Source organism: Streptomyces sp. NPDC012637, assembly GCF_042954805.1.
In the GTDB taxonomy this organism is placed as follows: Bacteria; Actinomycetota; Actinomycetes; order Streptomycetales; family Streptomycetaceae; genus Streptomyces.
Map to the genome: position 1 here is coordinate 732,474 of NZ_JBIBDS010000001.1, position 20,817 is coordinate 753,290.

General features: G+C 73.1%; 17 protein-coding genes and 1 pseudogene. All 18 read right to left on the bottom strand.

The annotated features are described in order from the left end of the window. Positions 1-34: 34 nt before the first annotated feature. The 18 genes and pseudogenes from ACFY8W_RS03315 to ACFY8W_RS03400 all read right to left on the bottom strand — a co-directional run bounded on the left by ACFY8W_RS03315 (position 35) and on the right by ACFY8W_RS03400 (position 20,813). Entirely contained in the window at positions 35-2,866 is a 2,832-nt protein-coding gene (locus ACFY8W_RS03315) for a LuxR C-terminal-related transcriptional regulator (RefSeq protein ID WP_391099573.1), read from the bottom strand. A 60-nt stretch (positions 2,867-2,926) separates the two neighbouring features. After that, complete coding sequence (locus ACFY8W_RS03320; protein ID WP_391099575.1) at positions 2,927-3,541, bottom strand: CE1759 family FMN reductase; 615 nt, start codon at positions 3,539-3,541, stop codon at positions 2,927-2,929. Beyond that, on the bottom strand, positions 3,538-4,623 hold the full coding sequence (locus tag ACFY8W_RS03325; RefSeq protein WP_391099578.1) for a CE1758 family FMN-dependent luciferase-like monooxygenase: 1,086 nt from the start codon (positions 4,621-4,623) through the stop codon (positions 3,538-3,540). Before ACFY8W_RS03325 ends, ACFY8W_RS03320 begins: the two co-directional genes overlap by 4 nt. Positions 4,624-4,835: 212 nt before the next feature. Beyond that, positions 4,836-7,592: an AAA family ATPase gene (locus tag ACFY8W_RS03330; RefSeq protein WP_391099581.1), complete on the bottom strand. Its 2,757-nt coding sequence runs from the start codon at positions 7,590-7,592 to the stop codon at positions 4,836-4,838. Next, a complete protein-coding gene (locus ACFY8W_RS03335) occupies positions 7,589-8,476 on the bottom strand; it encodes an ABC transporter permease subunit (RefSeq protein WP_391099583.1) in 888 nt (295 codons plus the stop codon). The genes ACFY8W_RS03330 and ACFY8W_RS03335 overlap by 4 nt, the downstream gene beginning before the upstream one ends. Beyond that, positions 8,473-9,438: an ABC transporter permease subunit gene (locus tag ACFY8W_RS03340; RefSeq protein WP_391099586.1), complete on the bottom strand. Its 966-nt coding sequence runs from the start codon at positions 9,436-9,438 to the stop codon at positions 8,473-8,475. Before ACFY8W_RS03340 ends, ACFY8W_RS03335 begins: the two co-directional genes overlap by 4 nt. Continuing rightward, positions 9,438-10,769 carry an extracellular solute-binding protein gene (locus ACFY8W_RS03345; RefSeq protein WP_391099589.1) on the bottom strand — a complete coding sequence of 444 codons (1,332 nt, stop codon included), beginning with the start codon at positions 10,767-10,769 and terminating at the stop codon, positions 9,438-9,440. The genes ACFY8W_RS03340 and ACFY8W_RS03345 overlap by 1 nt, the downstream gene beginning before the upstream one ends. Positions 10,770-10,873: 104 nt before the next feature. Continuing rightward, a pseudogene (locus tag ACFY8W_RS03350) lies at positions 10,874-11,116 on the bottom strand (alpha/beta fold hydrolase); the annotation flags it as partial. 15 nt (positions 11,117-11,131) lie between these two features. After that, on the bottom strand, positions 11,132-11,464 hold the full coding sequence (locus ACFY8W_RS03355; RefSeq protein WP_391099592.1) for an N-acetyltransferase: 333 nt from the start codon (positions 11,462-11,464) through the stop codon (positions 11,132-11,134). Between the two features lie 45 nt (positions 11,465-11,509). Further along, on the bottom strand, positions 11,510-12,238 hold the full coding sequence (locus ACFY8W_RS03360; protein ID WP_391099594.1) for a GPR1/FUN34/YaaH family transporter: 729 nt from the start codon (positions 12,236-12,238) through the stop codon (positions 11,510-11,512). Between the two features lie 28 nt (positions 12,239-12,266). Further along, entirely contained in the window at positions 12,267-14,162 is a 1,896-nt protein-coding gene (locus ACFY8W_RS03365; RefSeq protein ID WP_391099596.1) for an amidohydrolase family protein, read from the bottom strand. Further along, positions 14,159-15,112 carry an alpha/beta hydrolase fold domain-containing protein gene (locus ACFY8W_RS03370; RefSeq protein ID WP_391099598.1) on the bottom strand — a complete coding sequence of 318 codons (954 nt, stop codon included), beginning with the start codon at positions 15,110-15,112 and terminating at the stop codon, positions 14,159-14,161. Before ACFY8W_RS03370 ends, ACFY8W_RS03365 begins: the two co-directional genes overlap by 4 nt. A 44-nt stretch (positions 15,113-15,156) precedes the next feature. Beyond that, positions 15,157-15,993, bottom strand: a complete 837-nt coding sequence (locus ACFY8W_RS03375; RefSeq protein ID WP_391099600.1) for an alpha/beta fold hydrolase — start codon at positions 15,991-15,993, stop codon at positions 15,157-15,159. A 174-nt stretch (positions 15,994-16,167) separates the two neighbouring features. Then, positions 16,168-17,592: an FAD-dependent oxidoreductase gene (locus ACFY8W_RS03380; protein WP_391099603.1), complete on the bottom strand. Its 1,425-nt coding sequence runs from the start codon at positions 17,590-17,592 to the stop codon at positions 16,168-16,170. Next, positions 17,592-18,170 (bottom strand): ferritin-like domain-containing protein, encoded by a 579-nt coding sequence (locus ACFY8W_RS03385; protein WP_391099606.1) that lies wholly within the window; start codon positions 18,168-18,170, stop codon positions 17,592-17,594. Before ACFY8W_RS03385 ends, ACFY8W_RS03380 begins: the two co-directional genes overlap by 1 nt. A gap of 97 nt (positions 18,171-18,267) precedes the next feature. Next, a complete protein-coding gene (locus tag ACFY8W_RS03390) occupies positions 18,268-18,774 on the bottom strand; it encodes a DoxX family membrane protein (protein WP_391099608.1) in 507 nt (168 codons plus the stop codon). Positions 18,775-18,779: 5 nt separating this feature from the next. Beyond that, the gene (locus ACFY8W_RS03395) at positions 18,780-19,442 is read right to left on the bottom strand and encodes an isochorismatase family protein (protein ID WP_391099610.1); all 663 of its coding nucleotides are present in this window, start codon (positions 19,440-19,442) and stop codon (positions 18,780-18,782) included. Between the two features lie 264 nt (positions 19,443-19,706). Beyond that, the gene (locus tag ACFY8W_RS03400) at positions 19,707-20,813 is read right to left on the bottom strand and encodes a ricin-type beta-trefoil lectin domain protein (RefSeq protein ID WP_391099612.1); all 1,107 of its coding nucleotides are present in this window, start codon (positions 20,811-20,813) and stop codon (positions 19,707-19,709) included. Between the last annotated feature and the right edge of the window lie 4 nt (positions 20,814-20,817).

The window sequence follows — 20,817 nt, forward strand, 5'->3', positions numbered from 1 at the left end:
CATTGCCATGACGCCCACAGGGGATACGAAGCGACTACTCTCCGCTGTCGCGACGCGTGACCAGCCGGTTCAGCTCCGTGCGCGAGGTGACGTCCAGCTTGGTGAAGGCCCGGCGCAGGTGCGAACTCACCGTGTGCGGTGAGAGGGAGAGCTCCTCGGCCGCCTGCTGGTTGGTCAGCCCTCGGGCCACGAGCCGTACCACGCGTGTCTCCGCGGCCGTCAGCTCGGGCCAGGCGCCGTCGAGTCCGGCGGTCGCGGGGCGCTTGCGGACACCGGCGGCCCGCAGGCGGCGGCGCACCCGTGCGGCGTCCCGTTCGGCGCCCGCGCGCGCGTAGAGCGCGAGGGCCGTCTCGAAGTACGGCACCGCTTCGGACCTTCGGGTGGCTGCCAGCTTGCGTCCGGCGTCCTCCAGTGCCGACGCCCGGGCCGGCACCCGGGGGCAGTCCTCGTAGAGCCGTACGGCGCGTACGAGGGGGGCGAGGTCGTTGTCGAGGAGACCCCGGGCGTGCGCGGCGGTGGCGGCGAGGAACGTGAGGCCGGGATTGAGTGCGGCTCGTCGCTCGGCCTGGGCGACCGCCTGCGCGGCCCGTTCGAGCGCGCCCGCCCGCAGCGCCAGCCGGACGAGCACGGGGGCGTCGGCGGGGTCGATGAGGCCGGCGTAGGCGGGCCGGCCCTCGGCGGGCGACGTCATCACCTCGTCGAGTTCGGCCATGGCACGGTCGGGCCGGCCTTCGAAGTCGGCCGTCAGTGCCAGCATCCAGGAGCCGAAGTGCCGGACGACGGGTGCGCCGTCGCTCCGCATGCGCCTGGCCTCCGCCGCGTACGCCTGTACGGTCTGCCGGTCGCCGGTGTGGAGGGCGACGCGCAGCATCACGTACCGGAGCGTGACGTCGGCGAGGTTGCCCGGGCCGGGATCGTCGTTCGCGGACGCGGCTTCGCAGTCGGCCCGGGCGTCCGCCAGCCGTCCGGCTTCCAGCAGGATGCGGGCGCGGGTCATGAGCCACATGCGGGTGGCTGCCGTCCGGCCCTGCTCCCCGGTGATCCGGATGCCCTCCTCCGCGACGGCGAGCGCCTCCGCGGTGCGTCCGGTGGTGTTCGACAGGAGGGCGTGCCACAGGGCCTCCGGTACCCACAGCGAGGTGCTGACGCCCAGGGCGTCGGCCAGCGCGGCGGACCGCTCGGCCTGCCGGAACGCCTCGGTCAGGTCCATGCGGTGGAAGCTCACGGCCGAACGGACCGTCGTCAGGGTGGCCTCGGCGGCGCGGTCCCCCGCTGCCGCCGCGGTCTCCCAGGCCTCCGCGGCGACCTGTTCGGCCGCCGCGTGCTCGCCCGACATCGACAGGCCGACGGCGAGCACGGCGAGCAGTCGTCCCTTCGCGGTCGCGGAGATCCCGGGCAGTGCCGCGCCGGCGCGGGCCTGCCGGACCGCCTCGGAGAAGTCGAACGGTACGGCGAGGCGTGCCAGGGCGAGGCGTATGAGCGCCTCGTCCTCGGGTCCGAGCCCGCCGGCCGCCAGGGCGGTCGCACCCAGCTCACGCGCCTGGGCGGCCCGGCCCGTCTGCCAGAGCAGCGGGATCGTCTCGGCGATGATCCGGGGACGCTCCGGAGCGTCCGCGCCGGCGAGTTCCAGGGCCTTGAGGCTGCGCTCCGCGGCGGGTCCGGGAGCGGTGGCGGCGAGTTCCGCCGCTTCGGTGCGGAGCCGGTCGGCCTCCACGGCGTCGCTCGGCGCCGGGCTCTCGGCCTCCGAAGCATCAGCTTGTGCTCTCCCGGGCGGCAGCCCGGCGCCCTGTCGGCGCAGGGCCTGACGCAGGGGCAGGGGGAGGCCGGCGTCCACCGCCTCGCGGACCAGGTCGTGGCGGAAGGCGAGGCGATCGCCGCTCTCGGCGAGCAGATCGGCGTCGAGGGATTCCCGTACGGCGGTGATGAGCGCCGCCGGGGACCTGCCGAGCAGTTCGGCGAGCAGCGGAACGGTGACCGTGCCGCCCACGGCGGCCGCCGTCTGCACCAGCTCCCGCGCCCCGTCGGACAACTGGTCGAGGCGGCGCGCGACGGAGGGGAGCTGCCGTGGGGCGGGAGGTCCGGCCGGCAGCCCGGCCATGCCGTTCCCGATCGTCACCGCCTCCTCGCGCAGCGAGCCGAGCAGCTCCACCAGCAGCTGGGGCACCCCCTCGGCGCGGTGGGCGAGGCGGAGGACGTCCGGGCCGGGAGGGGCGCCGAGGACGTCCTCGGTGATCCGGGCGACCGCACGGTCCTCCAGCGCTTCGACGACCAGCTCGTGTGCGCCCGCCTGACGGATCCGGTCCAGGGTGGTGCGAACCCCCGACGGCACGCTGCCGCCGCGCACGGCGACCACCCACAGGATGGCGTGCGACGAGAGTCCCGCCGCGAGGGTGTGGAAGGTGAGGAGGGTCAGGTCGTCGCACCGCTGGAGGTCGTCGAGGACGACGAGCAGCGGGCCGTTTCGCGCCGTCTCCCGCAGGCGGTCCCCCAGTTCCTGGAGCAGCCAGAAGCGCCGGCCGGGTGTCGTGGCGAGGTCCCTGAGGCGGACGGCGCCCGGCAGCGGTTCCTCGCCGGAGAGCAGACCGTCGAGGAGCGGGCCGAGCGGCACGAACTGTTCGTCGGGGTCCGCCGCTCCCTCGAACACCCTCGTCCCGCGCCGCCTCGCGGCTGCCGCGGCCTCCGCGAGGATCCTGGACCTGCCGATGCCGACGGGGCCTTCGACGCGGATGATTCCGCCTTCGCCCCGGTCGAGCGCGTCGAGCCGCGCCTCGATGAACGCCATTTCGACGTCCCTGCCGCGGAGTGGCGTCCGTCCACCGTCGGATTCCTCGGGCACGGTCCTCGTCGTCACTCGGTTCACGCTCATACGGCGGAACAGTATGAACCATGTGAACCACTCCGGCGCCGCCCGGCCCAGGGGCCCGTCTCAGTCGAAGCGCAGGTCGGCGAGTTGCCGTTCGAGGACGGTGACGTCGTCCTCGGGCTCTTCCCCGACCGGGCGCGCCGCCATGAGGGCGGCGAGCTCGACGCCCGCCCGGCGGACGCGGCCGGGCAGGCCGTCGGTGTACTCGTCTCCTCCCGAGCCCCAGTCCTCGGAGGCCGCGAACACGGCGGTGGGGACGACGACGGCGCGGAGATAGGAGAAGAGCGGGCGCACGGCGTGCTCCAGGACCAGGGAGTGGCGGGCGGTGCCGCCCGTCGCCGCGATCAGGACGGGCTTCCCGGAGAGGGCGTCCGGATCGATCACGTCGAAGAAGGACTTGAAGAGGCCGCTGTAGGAGGCCGCGAACACGGGAGTGACGACGATCAGGCCGTCGGCCGCCGTCACCGAGTCGATCGCGGCGGCCAGTCGCGGCGGCGGAAAGCCGGTCACGAGGTGGTTGGCGATGTCGCCGGCCAGTTCGCGCAGCTCCACGACCTCGGTCGAAGCCGCCTGCTTACGGGCGGCGAGTTCCTCGCGGGCCGATTCGGCCAGCCGGTCCGCGAGCAGGCGGGTGGAGGAGGGGGTGCTCAGCCCGGCGGAGAGGACGATCAGCTTCATGCGGCGGCCACCTCCCGGGCGGCTCGGAGCGACGCGTGCGTGGGGGCCTCGGGCACGTCGGCCGGACGCCCTTCGGCGAATTCCCTCCGCAGCACGGGCACGACCTCTTCGCCGAGGATGTCGAGCTGTTCGAGGACGGTCTTCAGGGGCAGGCCCGCGTGGTCCATCAGGAACAGCTGGCGCTGGTAGTCGCCGACGGTCTCCCGGAACGACAGGGTCCGCTCGATGACCTGCTGGGGAGAGCCCACCGTCAGCGGGGTCTGCTCGGTGAAGTCCTCCAGCGACGGGCCGTGGCCGTACACCGGCGCGTTGTCGAAGTAGGGACGGAACTCCCGTACGGCGTTCTGGGAGTTCTTCCGCATGAAGACCTGTCCGCCCAGGCCGACGACGGCGTCCTCCGGCCGGCCGTGACCGTGGTGCGCGAACCGGCGCCGGTAGAGCTGCACCATGCGCCTGGTGTGGTCGGCGGGCCAGAAGATGTTGTTGTGGAAGAAGCCGTCGCCGTAGAAGGCGGCCTGCTCCGCGATCTCTGGGGACCTGATGGAGCCGTGCCAGACGAAGGGCGCAACGCCGTCCAGCGGTCGGGGTGTCGAGGTGAAGGCCTGGAGCGGGGTACGGAAGGTGCCCTCCCAGTCCACGACGTCCTCGCGCCACAGCCGCCGCAGCAGCGCGTAGTTCTCCTTGGCGAGGTTGATGCCCTGGCGGATGTCCTGGCCGAACCACGGGTACACCGGACCGGTGTTGCCGCGGCCCAGCATGAGGTCGACCCGGCCGTCGGCCAGGTGCTGGAGCATCGCGTAGTCCTCGGCGATCTTCACCGGGTCGTTGGTGGTGATCAGCGTCGTGGACGTGGACAGGATCAGCTTCTCGGTGCGGGCGGCGATGTAGCCGAGCATGGTGGTCGGCGACGACGGCACGAACGGCGGGTTGTGATGCTCGCCCGTCGCGAAGACGTCCAGGCCGACCTCCTCGGCCTTGAGCGCGATGGCCACCATCGCCTTGATGCGCTCGTGTTCGGTCGGGGTGCGGCCGGTGGTGGGATCGGGGGTCACGTCCCCGACGGTGAAGATGCCGAACTGCATGGGGTGTCTGCTCTCCTGAGCTCGTCCGGTTCCCGCGCCGGGGAACCGTGGGGCCGGGGTGGCGCCGGAGCGGTGCACGGCCTGGGGTTCGATTCGGAGTGGCTGGTCCGCGCGTCGAAGCAGCGCGGTGTGCCCGTCACGCTAGGACCGGCCCCGCGCCTCCTGTTGCCGTACCGCGCACCACGCCTTGCCCGGGGGCGCAGAGCTCGCGCTCAGTCGGCGCCGGCCGGTCCGTCGTCGTCCTCCGCGAGGACGATCCGGGCCAGGTGGACCCTGGAGCGCACCGCGAGCTTGCGGAAGATCGACGCCAGATGGGTGTTGACCGTGTGCGGGGAGACGACGAGGGCCTCCGCGGCCGAGCGGTTGGTGTGGCCCGCGGCGACCAGCCGGGCCACCTTCCGTTCGGAGGCCGTGAGCGCGTCCCAGCCCTGGTCGGTGCGCGGCCGGAGACGTCCGGTGCGCCGGCCGGGGCGGCGCGTGGGCTGCTCCAGATCGGCCCGGACCCGTTCGGCCTCGGCGTCGGCCCCCGCCTGGGCGTAGATGCCGTGCGCCCTGGTCAGGGCGGGTGTCGCGGCGGCGTCGCCCGAGGTCAGGAGCGCGCGCCCCAGGTCGGCGGACGCGGCAGCGAGGGACAGCGGCCGGGGGCCGTCCGAGAGGATGTCCACCGCCCGCTCCAGGAGTCCTCGGTCGCTGTTCACCAGGGCGGACGCGTGGGCGGCCGTCCCCTGGGCGGTCGGCACGCCGGGGTTGCGGATGGCGTGTGCGGCGGCCTGGGCCGCGAGGTCCTCGGCCAGCTTCCGGTCCCCGCCGCACAGGGCGATCCGCACGGCCTGGACGACATGAGGGCGCAGAAGCCGCCACCGGAGGAAGGGGTGGTCGCGCTGCACCGACCGGACGAGTCCGGCCGCTGCCGTGTGGTCGCCGCCGGCGTCGGCGACGACCGCCTCGAAGTACCGGTGCGTGGCGTGGTTGCCCGTGTTCGGCCGGTCGGCCACGGTCCCCCGCACGACGTCCAGGTGTTCCCGCGCGGCCTCGCGGTCGCCGCGCATCATCGCGAGGAGCCCTCGGTTGACGCGGATGTTGACCAGGTTGCCGGGCACGTGGAGGTCCGCTTCGAGACGCTCGGCGGTGACGAAGTCGGCGTCCGCGTCGTCGAGCCGCCCGAGCCCCATGTTCAGGGTTCCCTGGGCCCAGATCAGCATGGCGGGGCGCAGGGGAGCATCGCCCGCCGTCCGGAGCAGTCGCCGTACGGCGTCGAAGTCGTCCATGTGGATCAGGGCGACGGCCTCCTCGGGAAGGAAGGCCGGGTCGAACACTCTCAGTTTCGTGTGGTGTTCGACGGCGGCGGCGCAGTCTCCCGCGTTGAGGGCGATCTCGCCGAGGCCCCACAGGGCGAGGACGCGGGCCTCCCGGTCGCCGGCCCCCTCCGCCTCGGCGAGCGCCCGTTCGCCGGTCTCCCGAGCGGCCCCGAGGTCGCTCCCGCGGGACCGGGCCAGGGCGTGCCGGGCTGTCAGCCGGGCGCGGACGGCCGGGTCGGTGACCGCTGCCAGCGCCGTCGTCGTGCGGCGGGTCAACTCGTGGACGTCGTCGAGGTGCCAGAGCGCGTCGCCGAGTACGGACTGCAGCCGGGCGAAGACGTCCAGGGGCGGCTGCCGGGCGAGCAGCGCGTCGCCGGTGGCCCGTGCCTGCTTGTACCGGCCCGCGCGGGTCAGCGCGACGACGGCCCGTTCCCCCACGTCGTACGCCATGGGCGCGCGGGCCGGTACGAGTTCCAGGGCGCGGACGGCCAGGTCGGCGGCGAGGTCGGGCATCACGGCGATCACGTCCTCGGCGGCTGTGCCGAGCAGTGCGATCGCCTCCACGTCGCCGGGTTCGGCGCTCTTCAGCAGATGCGGGACGGCGTCGCCGGAGCTCCGGCCCGTCGCGACGAGCCGGCTCGCGGCCTCCCGGTGCAGTGCCCGGCGGACGGAGGGGGCGAGGTCGGCGTACACGGCCTGGCGGAGCAGGTCGTGGCGGAACAGGAGGCGTTCGCCGTCGTCGTGGAGGAGGGCGGCGGCGATCGCCTCGTCCACTTCGACGCTCAGTCCGGAGGCGGGCCGGCCGCACAGGGCGGCGGCGTCGGCGAGCGTGAACGCGCGGCCGAGGACCGAGCCGATCCGCAGGAAGTGCAGGGTGTCCGGCCGGAGGCCGGCCAGTCGGTCCCGTACGCCGAGGACCAGCCGCTCGGGCGGTTCCGGCCCGTCCGCGCCCGCCGCCGCGATGCCCGAGAGCATCTCGGCCGCGAGGAAGGGGTTGCCGCCCGCCCCGTCGAGGAGCTCCTCGACCCGCGCCGGCACGTCCCCGCCGAGCACGTCGCGTGCCAGCTCGGCCAGGGCCGTCTCGGACAGCGGCCGCAGACGGAGGGTCGTCGTCAGCGGCGCCTGCCCGTACAGCTCCGGGTCCTCCCTGCTCGTGAGCAGCCAGAGGACCGGGGAGCTGAGCAGCCGTGCCGGCAGGACGCTCAGGGCGAAACGGCTCAGCGGGTCGGCCCATTGGACGTCGTCGACCGCGATCAGTACGGGTGTGCCCGCCGAGCGTTCCTCGACCAGCTGGGCCAGTCGTTCGACGAGCCAGATGCGCTGGTCGTGGTGGCCGGCGAGGGCCGCGAAGTCCGTGCCGGAGAGCAGCGGCGGGTCACCGTGCAGGAGGCCCGAGGCCAGTGAGGCGAGCGGTGCCAGTTCGTGCAGTTCCTCGGCGCGTCCGTGACTGACGAGGAATCCCCGGGCCCGGGCGAGCGAGACGGCCTCCTGGAGCAGCGCGGTCTTCCCGATCCCGGGCTCGCCGAGGAGCAGCGCGACCGCGCCTCCCTCGCCGCCGCGTACCGCCTCGACCAGGGCGCGCAGCTGCTCCAGCTCGGCTTCGCGGCCCCGTAGTCCGGGCCGGCTCGGCCCCGTGGCCACGACTCGCTCCTCGGTCCGGTCGGGGCTCATCCCTTGACCGATCCGGCGAGCAGTCCCCGCGCGAAGTGCCGCCGGAGGGAGAGGAAGACGAGCAGCGGAACGAGCGCCGCGACGAAGGCTCCCGCGGTGAGCCGCTGCCACTCGTTGCCGTAGGTCCCGGCCAGGCTCGCCAGTCTGACCGTCATCGGCGCGGTCTCGGCCGTTCCGCCCGACAGGGTCAGTGCCACGAGGAGGTCGTTCCACACCCAGACGAACTGGATGACGGCGAAGCCGACAAGGGCCGGGCGGGCCGACGGCAGCACGATCCGGAGCAGCAGCGTCCCGTGCGACGCGCCGTCGACGCGGGCGGCCTCGATCAGTTCCCGGGGCAGCGCTGCCAGGAAGTTGTGCAGGAGGAACACCGCGAACGGCAGCGCGAAGACCGTGTGGGCGAACCAGACCTGGCCGAACCGCGCGGGACCGGTGAGGTGCCACGCGGGCAGGAACAGCCAGCCCTGGGAGAAGAGCTTCAGGAGGGGGACGAGCGCCATCTGGAGCGGCACGGCCTGGAGCGCGAAGATGCCGACGACGAGCGCGCCGCGCCCCTTGAAGTCGATCCAGGCCAGGGCGTACGCCGCGAAGAAGGCCAGGACGAGCGGGAACAGCACCGAGGGAACGGTGATGACGACGGAGTTGACGAAGTACTCCGCAAGCCGCCCCGACCCGTTCCCGCCGCCGAACAGCACCTCGCCGTAGTTGTCGAGCGTGAGGTGCGGCGTACCGAACACGGTCCACCAGCCCGTCGTCTTGATCTCCTCCTCGGGGCGGAACGAGGAGAGCAGGAGACCGAGGGTCGGTGTCGTCCAGAGGACCGCGATCACCACGGCGATCGACGTGAAGGCGCGGGAGGCCAGACGCTCCCGGACGCCGTTCACCCCGTCCTCCGGTGCGCCCGGACCTGGTGGGCGACGAAGGGGGTGACGAGGAGGAAGAGGAGCACGGCGAGCGCCGCGCCCCGGCCCGTCTCGCCGTAGCGGAAGGCCTGGTCGTACATGGCGTGGGCGATGACGCCCGTGTCGAACTGTCCGCCGGTCATGGTCTTGACGATGTCGAAGGCCTTGAAGGTGCCGATCGCCTGGGCGAGGAGCACGACGAGGAGCGTGGGCCGGATCGACGGCATGGTGATCCGCCGGAAGATCTGCCCGGGGGACGCGCCGTCGAGCCGGGCGGCCTCGGTCAGCTCCGTGGGTACGGCTCTGATCGCGCCGGCCAGCAGGACGGCCGCGAAGCCCGCCTGGGTCCACACCATCGCCACGATGAGGAACAGGACGTTCCAGGGTGAGTCGACGAGCCACTGCCTCGGTTCGCCGCCGGACGCGACGACGAGCTGGTTCAGCAGTCCGATCTGCCCGGCCTCCGCGGGACGGTAGGCGTAGACGAACTTCCAGACGACGCCCGCGCCGACGAACGAGATCGCCATCGGCGTCAGGAGGAGGGACAGCGCGAACGTCCTGAACCGCGACCGTGCGACGGCCGCCGCGTAGAGCAGACCGACCGCGGTGGACGTCAGCGGCACGAGGACCACCCACGCCAGGGTGTTGCGCAGCGCCACCAGCGCCCGGTGGTCGGTGAACATCCACACGTAGTTGTCGAGGCCGGCCCAGGTGTCTCCCCCGTCGTCGGTGAACGACAGCGCCAGGGTGCGCAGCCCGGGCAGGAGAAGACCGACCGCGAGCAGCAGCAGGGCGGGGGCGAGCAGGAGGAGGGCCGCGGCCCTCCTCCGTACCGGCCCCCGGTGCAGTGCGAGCAGGATCAGGGAGACCACCGCCGCGAAGGCGGCGACGCCCTGGAGCAGGTACAGCAGCTTGGGCTGCTGGGCGGCGGCGTCGAACGACATCACGTCCTCGGCCAGGACCGTTCGACGGAGTCGGCGACCTGCCGGGTGCTCGCGCCGCCGATCCAGTCGACGGCTCCCTTCCAGAACGTCCCGGCGCCGACCGAGGCCGGCATCAGGTCCGAACCGTCGAACCTGAACTCCGTCCTGGGGTCCTGGAGCAGCCGGATCGAGAGCCTGTCGACCGGGTTCGCGGAGTTCGCCGGATCCACGCCCTTGTTCGCCGAGACGAACGGGCCCTTCCTCATCCGCGCGTTCGCGAAGTCGGCGGAGGCCAGGTACTCCTGGAACGCCCGCACCTCGGGGCGGTCGGCGAACGCCGAGGTGAACACTCCACCGCCCAGGACGGGCCGGCTCGCCGGGTCGGCCCCCGGCAGGAGGAAGGCGTGGACGTCCTTGTCCGGTCCGATCTCGGTGCCCTCCGGCCACATGTCGGCATAGAACGAGGCCTGGCGGTGCATCGCGCAGTCGCCGGAGAGAACCGGTGTGCCGGCCTCCTGGAAGGAGATCGACGCCATCGACCGGGCCGGACCGAAACCGCCGTTGGCGTACCGGTCGTTCTTGAGGACGGACCCCACCGTGTCCATGGCCCTGATCACCCGCGGGTCGTTGAAGGGGATCTCGTGGGCGACCCACTGGTCGTAGACGTCGGTGCCCTGCTGGCGCAGCAGGACGTCCTCGATCCAGTCCGTCACGGGCCAGCCGGTCGCCTCGGCGGACTCGATGCCCGCGCACCAGGGCTTGACGCCCGACGCCGCGATCTCCTCCGTCACGGCCATCAGTTCGGACCATGTACGGGGAACGCTCAGTCCCTTGTCACGGAAGAACGTCGGGGAGTACCAGACGAACGACTTCACGTTCGCGACCAGCGGCGTGCCGTAGAGGGTGCCGTCCACGGTCGCGTAGCCGTTCCAGTCCGCCGACCAGCCCTCCTTCGCAAGGCCCACCACCCCGGGGCTCGCGGGCTTGAGCTTCCCCGCCCGCGCGAAGCGTTCCAGGAGCCCGGGCTGGGGGAAGAACGCCACGTCGGGGGCGCTGCCGCCGTCGACCCGGAGCTGGATCCGGGCCTCGAAGTCGCCGTCCCCCTCGTACTGGACGTCGATTCCCGTGCAGTCGGCGAAGTCCGCCCAGGTCTCCTCGAAGAGGTCGGCCTCCCGGTCCCGGTTCTCCGCGTAGACGGTGACCTCGGTGCCGGGGTGCTTGCCGTAGCGGGCGTAGGGTGCGCAGTCCGCGGTGGTGTGCGAGCGCGAACCGTTGTCCTGCGGGGTGCCGCAGGCGGTGGCGGTGACGGCGAGGGTGATGACGGCGAGCGCGAGCCTCGCGCCGAACCTCATGGGTGTGCTTCCTCCGATCGCCCGCCGCGTGTTCTCGGCGGGCGTTTCGGAAAGCTACCGGGTTCGAACGACATAGACCAATCGTTCGAAGTTCAAGCGCCGGGTCAGTGCCCCGTGGACCGGGCCGCCTCCGGGATCAGCTCCGCCACGGCCCTGGGCTGGGAGAGCATGACCAGGTGGGAGGAGTCGGCCTCGACGGTGGTCATGCCGGCCCGCTCGTACCCGTACCGCTCCACGTCGGGGCTGATCGTGCGGTCGGAGGAGGCGACCAGGCCCCACGAGGGCTCGGTCCTCCACGCGGCGACCGGTGCCGCCTCCGCGAAGGCCCGTGCGGCCAGGGGGCGCTGCGGTCGGGGGCCGGTTCACAGGCCGAAGCGGGCGCGGCGTGCCTCGGGCACCAGGTCGGCGTACGCGGGGTTCTTGCCGATCCAGCCGCGGATGAAGGGGCAGTACGGCAGGACCCCCAGCCCACGGGCCCGGGCGTCGTCGAGGGCGCCGCGGGCGAGCAGGCCGCCAAGGCCCCGGCCGCCGAAGCGGGGATCGATCTCGGTGTGGATGAAGGCGATCTCGCCCTCGGAGAGGTGGTACTCGGCGAAGCCGGCGGTCTCGGTGCCGTCGCCGTGGGCACCGGCCTCGGGCTCGGCGAGGATCTCGTACCGGGACTTCTCGGGCCGGTCGATGACCTGGGGTTCCATGAGCGCTCCTGTCGGGTCGCGGGGTACGGGGGCCAGTGGCCGGGGTCAGAGGGTGCGGCGCACGCCCGCCTGGCGTTCCAGGTTGCGGAGCTGGACGGCGAGGTCGCCTTCCACGGCGAGGTGGGCGGGGCCGCTGCGGCCGATGGGCAGGACCTGCTCGCTGCGCATGTCCTCGAGCATCAGGGCGAACGCCGTGTACATCGCGACCAGCGCCACCACGAGGCCGAGCACCCCGGACGTGCGGGTCAGCCACTCGGCGCCGGTGACGCCCGCGAGGCCGGTGGCCGCCCAGCGGGGCAGGGAGACCGCGAGGACGAGCCAGAGCGCCCGCTTGGGCCCGGTCACGGCGGTCATCAGCGCGCCGAAGCAGAGGAGCGCCAGGTTGAAGACGCCGAGCACCTTCAGGCCGTCGGCCGCGCCGCTGAGCATGATGAGCGAGTAGGGCAGCCAGCTGCCGGCGAACACCGCCATCAGCGTGGCCGCGATCACGTCACGGGCACCGAAGGCCAGGAAGCTGACCAGGAGTTGGAGGGCGAAGGCCGGCAGCACGGTGAGGGCGACCGCGGCACGGGCCTCCTCGCCGAGGATCCCGAGCTGGAGGCAGCCCGTCATCACGGACGCGATGGCGATCGTGAAGAAGCCGAGCGGCATGGGCGAGGCGATGGGGCGCAGGTTGATCCGTGTCATCGACCGGAGGTCCGGCTCGAAACGGCGGCCGGGCGGGGCGGCCGGGTCTTCTTCGCCGCCGTCCGCGGCGAAGGAGGCTGTACTCATCGTGTGGTCTCTTTCGGTGTGCGAAGCTCTAGTGGTCGAAGCAGGGGTCGACGAAGGACGGCGTCGTCTCGGGGACGGAGCCGCGCGCGACGCGCCACCGGCGGTGCTGCTCGGACTCGGCGACGGCCTCGGCCACCAGCGATGCCTGGTGGGCGCCTCCCTGACCCGACTGGTAGCCGCCGAAGTGGGCGACGGGGCTCCACTCGGGGCTCACCGGCGGGACGGCCTCGTCGAGTCCCTCGTACTCCGCGGTCGCGTAGACGATGCGGCCGCCGACGACGGTGAGGACGGACTCGATGTCGGGGATGACGTCCTCGGACACGGTGAGGAAGTCGTCGGAGAGGACCGCGAGGTCGCCGTAGCAGCCCTCCCGCAGGCTTCCCTTGACGTCCTGCTCGCCGGTGAGCTGTGCTCCGCCCCGGGTGTAGAGGCCGAGGGCGGTCTCCCGGTCGATCGGGTTCCCGGCCGGGTGGAGCGCGGTGCCGCCGACCGTGCGCCCGGTGACCAGCCAGTGGAGGGCGACCCACGGGTTGTACGAGGAGACGCGGGTCGCGTCGGTTCCGGCGGCGACGGTCAGGCCCCGGTCGAGCATGGCCCGGACCGGCGGGGCGTGGGCGGCGGCCTCGGCGCCGTACCGGTCGAGGAAGGCGGCGCCCTGGAAGGACATCCGGTTCTGGACCGAGACGGCGCCGCCGAGGGCGGCGATCCGGTCGAGGCTGCCGGCCGAGACCGTCTCCGCGTGGTCGAAGAGCCAGCGGTTGCCGCCGGGGAAGAGTCCCTCCGCGGCGAGCTTCTCGAAGACGGCCAGGTCGCGCCGGATCGTCTCGTCGTAGGTCGCGTGGAGTCTGAATCCCCAGCCGTTCTCGAGCAGGAGCCGCACGGCGTTCTCGAACTCGGTCTCGTAGCCTGCGGCGAGCTCGGGCCGGGGCTCGGAGAAGTTCTCGAAGTCGGCGGCGGCCCAGGTCAGGTTCTCGCCGGCGCCGTTGAGCCGGAGCCACTCGTCCCCGTCCCCCGGCTTGACCGTCTCGGTCCAGCGCTTGAGGTCGGCGAGCTCCTGCCCGGCCGTCTGCGGGAAGAGGTGGTAGGCGATCCGGAGGGTCAGCTCCCCCGACCTGGCGAGGTCGACGACGGTCGCGTAGTTGTCGGGGAAGTTCTGGAAGCCGCCCGCGGCGTCGACCGCCGAGGTCAGTCCGAAGCGGTTCAGCTCGCGCAGGAAGTGCCGCGTCGACGTCCGCTTGTCGGCCTCGTCGAGGGGCGGCGCCTTCGCCAGGGTCGAGTAGAGGATGAGCGCGCTCGGCGCCGCGAGGAGCACCCCGTTGGGCTCACCGTCCCTGCCCCGCACGATCTGTCCGCCGCGCGGATCGGGGGTGTCGCGGGTGAATCCCGCGGCCTGTACGGCGGCGCGGTTCATCAGCGCGGACTGGTAGAGGTGGAGGACGAAGACCGGTGTGTCGGGGGCGGCGGCGTTCAGCTCGGCGACGGTCGGCATCCTGCGCTCGGCGAACTGTTCCGCGGTCCAGCCGCCGACGACCCGGATCCACTGGCCCTTGGGCGTGCGGCCGGCCTGCTCGCGCAGCATCGCCAGGGCATGGCGGAGGCTGCGTACGCCGTCCCAGCGCAGCTCCAGGACGTAGTTGAGGCCGCCCCGGATGACGTGCAGGTGCGAGTCGTTGAGGCCGGGGATCACGCGGCGGCCGAGCGCGTCGACGACCTTCGTGCCGGGCCCGACGAGGTGGGCGAGGTCGTGGTCGTCGCCGAGGGCCGCGACCCGGCCGTCGCGGATCGCGACGGCGCGGGCCTCGGGGCGGTCGGGATCACCCGTGAACACCTTGGCGTTGCGGACGAGGAGATCGGCGTGCTCGGGTTCCCGCCGAGGGGCGGGCACGAGGCCCGCCACCGGCATGCTGGTCGACGGCCCGGTCATGCGAGGGCCTTGCGGAGGGTGTCGGCGGCGAGACCGATGGCGAGGTCCGCGGCCCACGTGTCGCGCAGCGCGTTCAGCATCACGAAGTCGTGGATGGTGCCCTGGACGCGCAGGGCGGTGACGGCCACCCCGGCGGCACGGAGCTTCGCCGCGTACGCCTCGCCCTCGTCGCGCAGGACGTCCGCCTCGGCGGTGATGACCAGGGCGGGCGGCAGGCCGGTGAGCTGCTCGGTGGAGGCGCGCAGCGGCGAGGCGGTGATCTGGGCGCGCTCGGCCTCGTCGGTCGTGTACTGCTCCCAGAACCACTTCATGGCGTCACGGCGCAGGAAGTAGCCCTCGGCGAAGGCGTGGTACGACTCGGTGTCGAAGCTCGCGTCCGTGACCGGGTAGAAGAGGACCTGCTGGACGAGCGTGACGTCGCCGCGCTGCTTGGCCATGAGGGTGAGGGCGGCGCTCATGTTGCCGCCGACCGAGTCGCCCGCGACGGCGATCCGGGTGCCGTCGAGGTCCTTGTGGTGACCCTCGCGGGCGACCCACTGGGCGACGCTGTAGTTCTGCTCGATCGCCACGGGGTAGCGGGCCTCGGGCGACAGGTCGTACTCGGGGAAGACCACGGCCGCCCCGGTGCCGACGGCGAGTTCGCGGACGAGCCGGTCGTGGGTGTGGGCGTTGCCGAACACCCAGCCCGCGCCGTGGATGTAGAGGACGACGGGAAGCGGGCCGGTGGCGCCGCGGGGGCGGACGAGGCGGGCGCGGACGTCGCCGGTCGGACCGCCGTGGACGGTGATCCACTCCTCGTCGACCTCCGGCAGGGGAACGCCCTCGCCGCTCTGGACGTCGTCCACGGCCTTGCGGCCTTCGGCGACGGGGATCTCGTAGAGGAACGGCGGCTGGGCGGTGGCGTCGGCGAACGCCTGGGCGGCGGGTTCGAGGACCGGACGGTTCGTCATGTGGGGTTCTCCTTGGGGATGTGCGGGAGGGGGAAGTCCGGGGCTCAGCGGGTCGCCCGCGCGGCGGCGAGGATCACGTGGGTGACCACGGCCGGGCGGGAGACGGCCACGGCGTGCGACGCGTCCACTTCGGTGACGGACGAGCCGGCGCGCCGGGCCATCCACTGCTGCGCGGCCGGCGGGATGTTCTTGTCGGCGGTGGCGATCAGCGCCCAGGACGGGATCGTCCTCCAGGCCGTATCGCCGGCCTGCTCCTCCAGTGCGGTGGTGGCGACCGGGCGCTGGGTCACGGCCATGACGGCCGCGTCGGTGGTGGGGACGTCGGCGGCGAACTGCTTGTGGAACTTGGTCCGTTCGATGACCAGCTCGGTGCCGCTGCCGCCGCCGGGCAGCGGGTAGGACCGCGGGTTCACGGTGTCGCCGAGGGTCGAGCCGGGGAACTTGGCGGCGAGCTCGGCCGCGCTCTCGCCCTTGTCCGGGGTGAACGCGGCGATGTAGACGAGGGCCTTCACCCGGCTGTCGCCCACCGCGGCCCCGCTGATGACGGCGCCGCCGTAGGAGTGGCCGACCAGGACGACGGGTCCGTCGACGGCGTCCAGCACGCTGCGCAGGTAGGCGGTGTCGTCGGCGAGGCCGCGCAGCGGGTTGGCGGGGGCCAGGACGGGGTAGCCGGCGTGCTGCAGCCGCCGGATCGTGCCGCTCCAGCTGGAGGCGTCCGCGAACGCTCCGTGGACGAGGACGATCGTGGGCTTGGGCTCGTGCCGGTCGTCACCGGCGGCGGCCGGGCGGCTCGCGGGTGCGGCGGGTCCGGCGCCGAGCAGGGCGGCCAGCGTCGCGGGCAGGGCGAGGCCGAGGGCGAGGGAGCGCCTCGTGGGATGCATGGGATTTTCCTTGTCGGGTGGTGAAACGTTCGGGTGTGCTGGGCCGGGCGGGAGCGTGCGCCGAGCGGGTGCGGCGGGCGGGAGGTGGGCCGATCGGGCCGGCCGGGAGCCACGATCGTGGGGCCGGCCTCAGGCCGTACGCCTCCAGGAACGGTGATTCGGCGGGGTCCGGCCTCAGAGGCCGTACGCCTCCAGGAGGCGGAGCCAGACCTCGTTCACCGTCGGGAAGGCGGGCACGGCGTGCCACAGGCGCTCCAGGGGGATCTCGCCCACGATGGCCACGGTGGCGGTGTGGAGGAGTTCGGTCGCCATCGGGCCGGTCAGCGTGCAGCCGACGACGACTCCTCGGGACTCGTCGACGACGAGTTTGGCGAGGCCGCGGTAGTCGTCCGCGTGGAGCGCGGCGCCGGCGACGTCGTCGATGCGGTACTCCACCACGCGTACCGCGAGGCCCGCTTCGCGTGCCGCGCGTTCCGTGAACCCGACGCTCGCGACCTCGGGGCGGGTGAAGACGGCCTGCGGGACGGCGAAACGGTCGGCCTCCGCGCTCCACGGCTGCCGGCCGCCGGTCTCGGCAGGGCGCCCCGCGGCGCGCTCGGCGATCGCCGCCGCGCAGGCCCGGGCCTGGTACTTGGCCATGTGGGTCAGCGGCGCACGGTGGTTCACGTCGCCGACGGCGTAGAGCCAGTCGCCCTCGACCGCGGTGACCCGGCAGGTGTCGTCGACCGGGAGCCAGTCGCCGGCCGGCAGTCCCACGGAGTCCAGGCCGAGGTCCGCGGTCCGCGGCCGCCGTCCGACGGCGGCGAGGACCTCGTCGCAGACGAGGACGGTGCCGTCGTCGGTGTGCACGGTCACCGTGCGGGTCTCGCCGTCACGGGCGACCCGTACGGCCGACACCCCGAAGCGGATCGTGACGCCCAGGTCGCTCAGCCCGCGGGTGACCTCTTCGCCGGCACACGGCTCCCAGCCGGTGAGCAGGGCCTGATCACGGACGAGCAGGGTGACGGCGGCGCCGAGCGAGCGCCACGCGGTGGCCATCTCGCAGGCCACCACTCCCCCGCCGATGACGACGAGCCGCCCGGGCACCGCATCGGCCGTGGTGGCCTGCCGGTTGGTCCACACGCCGATCCGGTCGATCCCCTCGACCGGCGGAAGGGCGGGTTCCGTGCCGGTGGAGACCACGACCGCGCGCCGGGCCCGCAGGGTACGGACCGTGCCGTCGGCCGCCGTCACCTCCACCCGGCGCTCACCGGCGAGCCGTCCGTGCCCCCGTACGAGCGCGATGCCCGCACCGTCAAGCCAGTCGGCCTGACCGGTGTCGTCGCCGCGCCCGGTGAAGCGGTCGCGGCGGGCCAGCACGCGCGCCGGGTCGAGTGGCGCCGTGACCGTCTGCCGGGCCCCGTCGACCGCTCGGGCCTCCGCTCGGGCTGCGCCGGGTCGCAGCAGCGCCTTGCTCGGCACGCAGGCGTGGTAGGAGCACTCGCCGCCCACCGCCTCGGCCTCGACGACGACGGCGGTCAGGCCGGACCGCACGAGCCGGTCGGCGACGACCTCACCGCCCGGTCCTCCGCCGACCACGACGACGTCGTACGTGTCCATCAGCCGCGCACCAGAGGGGTGTCCACGAGGTGCTCGGCCAGGAACCACACCTGTGCCTCGCCGGTGCGAATGACCTCGGAGACGAGCAGGTCGGCGCTGCCTTCGTCGCCCTCCTCGGAGAGCCGGGCGGCGGCTTCCCGGGCGTCGATCAGGATCCGCTCGTGCGCGTCGAGGAGCCGCGACAGCATGACGGGCACCGGCTCGACGCCGTCCGGCGGGCGGGGGATCGACGTCAGCTCGGCGACGTGGCGCGGGTCTCCGACGGCGACGCCGCCGAGGCTCTGGACCCGCTCGGCCAGCGCGTCCACGATGGCCAGTTGGGCCTCCGCGTGCTTGTCCAGCATGAGGTGGAGCGAGTAGAAGGTCGCCCCGCGCATGAGCCAGTGGTGCTTCTTGTAGAGGGAGTAGAGGATCTGCGTGTCGGCGAGGACGCGGTTCAGCCGCTGGCAGGCGTACATGCGGGTGTCGTGGCCGAGGCCGATCGGCAGCTGCTTGAGCGTGCCGTACGCCTGGGTCTCGGCGCCCTTCTGGTGCAGCAGCGGCTGGCCGCCGCCGTGCGGGGTCGTGAGGGTGTCCATCGAGTGCTCCTGATGGGGAAGGGGTGGGAAGGGCCCGGCCGCCCGGTCGGGGGTGCACGAGCGGCCGGACCCGGTCTGTGTGGCTCGCGCTCGGCGCTCAGCGCTCGGCGTTCGCCGGGGCGGGGATCCGGTGCAGGACGAGCCGGGTGAGGAGTCCGCTGCCGAGACCGGCGGCGAGCGCGAGGGCGGCCCACCACAGCGGGTACGGCGTGAGGCCGAGGGCCGCGTCGAGGGACCAGGCACCGGGGCCGGTGGCGGCGAGGGCGGCGGCGGTGCCGATGAGGACGAGCGGGTACTCGTAGCCGTCGTTCTGCACCCAGAGTCCGTGGCGCCACTTCACGGTGAGCGCGACGGTCATGACCCCGATGGTGCCGGTCGCGGCGAGCGGGGTGAGGAAGCCGGCCGCGAGCAGCAGACCCGAACCGATCTGGCCACCGCCCGCAGCGAGGGCGGTGAGGGCTCCGCCGCGGAATCCGTCGGCGCGGAACTCCTCCGTGCCGCCCGCGAGTCCCCTGCCGCCCAGGTGTGTGCTGACCTTCTGCACACCGTGGCCGGCGACGAGCAGTCCCACCAGCAGACGCAGGATCAGAATGCCGGTGTCCACCGGGGTCAGCCGGCGGCGTGCGCGCCGATGACGCTCTGCGCGTACACGACACCCAGGCCGTACGCGCCGGCGTGGGCCTTGACGATCTCCATGACGTCGCCGTACGTCTCCTGACGCGCCCAGTCGCGCTGCAGCTCCAGGAGGACCTGGACCCAGGTCACCGGGACGGCGCCGGCGGCGATCATCCGCTGCAGGGCGTGCTCGTGGGCGGCCGGGCTGACGCCGCCGGAGGCGTCGGTCACGACGTACACCTCGTAGCCCTGCTCGAGCGCCGAGAGCGCGGGCAGCACCAGGCAGACCTCGGTCCACAGACCCGAGAGGATGATCTTCTTGCGACCGGTCGCCCTGACGGCGGCGACGAGCGCCTCGTCCTCCCAGGCGTTCATGGTGGTGCGGTCGATGATCTCGTTCTTGGGGAACACCTCGGCGAGCTGCGGCAGCAGGGGGCCCGAGAAGGACTCGGCGGCGACCGTGGTCAGGACGGCCGGAACGTCGAACGCCCTGGCCGCCTTGGCGAGGCCCACGGTGCTGTTGATGATCGCGGCACGGTCGCCGCTCCCCGTGCCGAAGAACATCTGCGGCTGGTGGTCCACGAAGAGCATGACCGAGTTGTCGGGCGTGAGCAGGTCCTTGCTCGGGGCGGCCTTCACCTGGGCGATGTCGAACATGAGGAGTCCTTTCGAAGCTATCGGCAACGTGCCCACCGCCTCCGCGGCCCGGCACTCCTTCAAGCTACGAGCGACCCGGCCGGCCGAGTTGACCCCCTGCGCCCAGGAGTTGGCACGACAGCGCACAACCGGTCGAGGACGAAGCCACCGTCCAGGCTGCGTCGGATACGGGGCTCCGGCACGGCCGCGGACCCTGACGCGCCTGGCACCGGAGCTCTTCCGGGACCTGAGCCCGCAAAGGGCTCAGGTCCCGGGAGCGAGGGGTCATCCGGCGGTCAGGGTGGTCCACTTCTGGTTGGAGCCGCCGTGGCAGTCCCACAGCTGGAGCTGTGTGCCGTTGGTGGTGGAGGAGCCGGGGACGTCGAGGCAGCGGCCGGAGGCGGGGTTGCGGTAGCCGCCGTTGTAGGGCTGCCAGACCTGGTTGGCGCCGCCGTGGCAGGACCAGAGCTGCGCCTTGGTGCCGTTGGCGGTGCCGGCGCCGGCGGCGTCGAGGCACTTGCCGAGGGAGCGCAGGGTGCCGTCGGTGTAGGCGGACCAGTACTGGTTGGCGCCGTCGCCGCAGCTCCACGTCTGGACGGCGGTCCCGTCGGCGGTGCCGGCGCCGTTGACGTCCATGCACGTGCCGGCGATGCCGGACTGCACGCGCGCGGGGGCCGGCGCGGGGTTCCTCAGCCACCCCGCGCCGTCCGCGGCCCGGACGCCCCGGTGGAAGGCGTCGGCCATCTTCCGGTAGCCGGAGTCGTTGGGATGCAGCGCGTCGGCCAGGTCGGCCGTGTTCAGACCGCTCATGTCGACGAACGCGACGCGCTTGCCCGCGGCCTGCGCCTCGCTCACGATCTGGGGAATAGCCTGGTTGTACGCGGCCCGGTACTGCTCCTCGGACCCGCTGGTGGACACCACCAGGGAGGCCACGAGGACGGTGGCGTCGGGTGCGGCGGCGGTGATCCTGCCGACGAGGGACTTCAGCCGGGCGGTGGCGGTGGAGACCTGGTGGGAGCGGTTGAGGTCGTTGGTGCCGATGTGCAGCGTCACGACGTTGGGCCGGTAACGGGTCAGTGAGGCGTCGGCGAGGGCGGCGATCTGCTCGATGAGGTATCCGGAGTGGCCTTCGTTGTCGGGGTCGGACATCGAACCGGCCCGCCCCGTGCCCACGAAGTCCAGCGGGTGGCCGTCCGCCGCGAGCCTGTCCCACAACGGCCCCCGGTAGCCGTTGCCCGTGCTGCTTCCCACGCCCCAGGTGATCGAGTCGCCCAGCGGCATGACCCGCAGAGGTGTGTCGGAGGCGGCGGAGGCGGGGGCCGCTCCTGCCGCCGTCACCCCGAGCACGGCGGCGACGAGCGTGATCAGAAGGCGGATCCAGGACCTTCTCATGGGT